This is a genomic window from Clostridium sp., assembly GCF_040797585.1.
GTDB lineage: Bacteria > Bacillota > Clostridia > Clostridiales > Clostridiaceae > Clostridium_Z.
In genome coordinates this window covers 1-2,881 of sequence record NZ_JBFNEO010000278.1, presented here as the reverse complement: position 1 = coordinate 2,881, position 2,881 = coordinate 1, and the positions used below count along the sequence as shown (strand labels likewise).

The following is a 2,881-nucleotide window of genomic DNA, read 5'->3' as shown; positions in this document are numbered from 1 at the left end:
GATAAAATAATAGGGGGATAGCACTAGGTAAATTTATAATTAAAATGAATTTTTACTTTGTTAATCTTTAAATTGAAATAGTTTTAACTTAACATTTATTTTAACTTTACAAAGACTTTGCATATACTTAATATTTAACTGCATAATAAGAATTAAATTGCAATTATATATGGATTTTAAAAAGTACATAAATTATGTTTGCAAAACCATGAAAAAATAAACCATTTTTTAGGTGCTAATATTAAGTTTAGGTTAAGAAATCCATATAAATCTTAACAATTACAATTTTTTTGGTTAATATATATAGTGGTCAAATTAATTTTTCATAAAAATGGAGGAGTATAAGTTTTGGATACTGTAGGGATGATTATTGGTTTAATTGGAGGATTAGGATTATTTCTTTATGGAATGAAACTAATGGGAGACGGGCTAGAAAATGTAGCCGGAGAAAAACTAAAGAGCATACTTGAAAAAGTAACATCTAACAGAATAATGGCAGTATTAGTTGGTACTGCAGTTACAGCAGTAATACAGAGTAGTAGTGCGACTACAGTAATGGTAGTTGGTTTTGTTAATGCAGGACTTATGAACTTAGCTCAAGCAGCGGGAGTTATAATAGGTGCCAATATAGGTACAACTGTAACAGCTCAATTAGTAGCATTTAACCTTGAGGATATAGCCCCAATATTTATAGGAATTGGAACAGCAATTATATTATTTTCAAAGAATAAGAAGAGAAGAGATTTAGGAAATATAATACTAGGATTCGGTATATTATTCATGGGACTTGGAATTATGTCAGATTCTATGACACCTATGAAGGATTCCCCAGCATTTAAAGATTTCATCTTAATGATTGGAGATAACTGGGTACTAGGTATCATAACAGGGCTTGCTATGACAGCAGTTCTTCAAAGTTCATCAGCAACTACAGGTTTACTTATAGCTTTAGCAAGTACTGGAGCTATAACTATGAATGTTGCTTTACCAGTTATTTTTGGATGTAACATAGGTACTTGTGTAACCGCATTATTATCTAGTATAGGAACTAATAAAACTGCTAGAAAAGCTGCACTTATACATTTACTATTTAATGTAGCAGGTACTTTAGTATTTTTACCTTTAATGAATCCTTTAATTCATTTAGTTGAATCTATAACGCCAGGAGATATAGAGAGACAAATAGCTAACGCACATACTGTATTTAATGTAACTAATACTATTATTATGTTACCTCTTATAAATTACTTAATAATAATAGTTAATAAGTTAATACCAGGAGAAGCTGAGATAGAAAAAGTTGGGGCAACATACTTAGATGATAGACTATTAGAAACCCCAGTTATAGCAAGTGGTCAGGTTATTAAGGAAACTATAAGAATGGCTAATAAGGCTAAGGAAAATCTTGATCTTACTATGAGAGGTTTCTTAGAGAATAACGAAGAACTTGTTAAAAAAGTATATGAGAATGAAAAGATAATAAACGCATTAGAATATGATATAACTAATTATCTTATAAAGTTATCCAAGAGTGATTTATCTGATAAAGAAAGAGGAATAGTAGCGTCTACTTTCCATATAGTTAATGATATAGAAAGAGTAGGAGATCATGCTAAAAATATAGCTGAACTTACTTTAGAGAAAATTTCTAAGAAGTTAACCTATTCTAAAAATGCAGAAGAGGAAGCAAAACATATATTTGATTATACATTAAATGCTATTACTATAGCTATTGAGAGCTATGAGACAGGGGATAAATTTAAGGCAGAGTCTATAATAGCAGTAGAGGCAAGAATAGATGTACTAGAGAAAGAGTTAAGAGAAAATCATATAAGAAGACTTCATGAAGGTACATGTAGTGCCAATTCAGGAGCTATATTCCTTGATTTAATAAATAACCTTGAGAGAATAGGTGACCATGCTATGAATATAGCGGAAGCTGTATTAAATAAGCATAGATAAATTAAGAGAATTTAAACCTTAGTATATATAGATAAACTATTTATTATATTTAAAGCCTTAGAATTCTTATAAGTAGGTTTTAAAGTTAAAAAACACTATGAAATTTAAGTGATTAAATTTCATAGTGTTTTTTTATTATCATTTGGAATCCTTTAATATAAGAATATCTATGTAAAATATTAATTCAATGAATACCAATTTTTATACTTTAGATAAAACTTGGTATAGAATGATCACAGTACATTCAAAGATTTAATTTAGATAAGGTACATGCATAGATAACATAAATATAAAAAAAATGAGCAAACTAAATCCATGTTATGTTTATATTAAGGAGGAGTTATATGAATAGAAAGCAGAGTATATATATAATGGTAGTAGCTCTTATAGTTATTGTTTTAAGTACCACATTAAATAATGTAAAGGCTTATGCAATAGAAAATAATGCTAAAGTCATATTAATAGATCCAGGACATGGAGGATTTGATGGAGGAGCTAAGACCAAAAATGGAACTATAGAAAAGGGGATAAACCTAGAAATATCTAAGAAGCTAAAAGCAGAGTTAGAAAAAGAAGGATATAAGGTTTATATGACTAGAGAAGAGGATAAAAGCTTAGATCATTCTACTGATGCTAAGATTAAAAAAAGAAAAGTTGAGGATTTAAGTAAAAGATGTGAGATGAAGAAGGAAACAAAGTGTGATATGTTCATAAGCATACATCTTAATATGTTTACAAGTAGTAAATCAAGAGGAGCACAAATATGGTATTCAGATTTCCCAGAAAGTAAAGTGTTAGCAGATACAATACAAGGGAATTTCAAAGAGAATTTAGATTCTAGCAATAATAGATTAGCTAAGGCAGCATTAGATCAATATAGGGTGCTTAGGGATAAGTATGAAGCACCTTGCATAATAAT

2 protein-coding genes are annotated in these 2,881 nt (G+C 29.0%); both read left to right on the top strand.

The annotated features are described in order from the left end of the window. Window positions 1–348 precede the first annotated feature (348 nt). Window positions 349–1,962 carry a Na/Pi cotransporter family protein gene (locus AB2369_RS12715; protein ID WP_367666844.1) on the top strand — a complete coding sequence of 538 codons (1,614 nt, stop codon included), beginning with the start codon at window positions 349–351 and terminating at the stop codon, window positions 1,960–1,962. 344 nt (window positions 1,963–2,306) lie between these two features. Further along, the coding region (locus AB2369_RS12710; protein WP_367666843.1) for an N-acetylmuramoyl-L-alanine amidase at window positions 2,307–2,881 on the top strand (575 nt) is incomplete at its 3' end.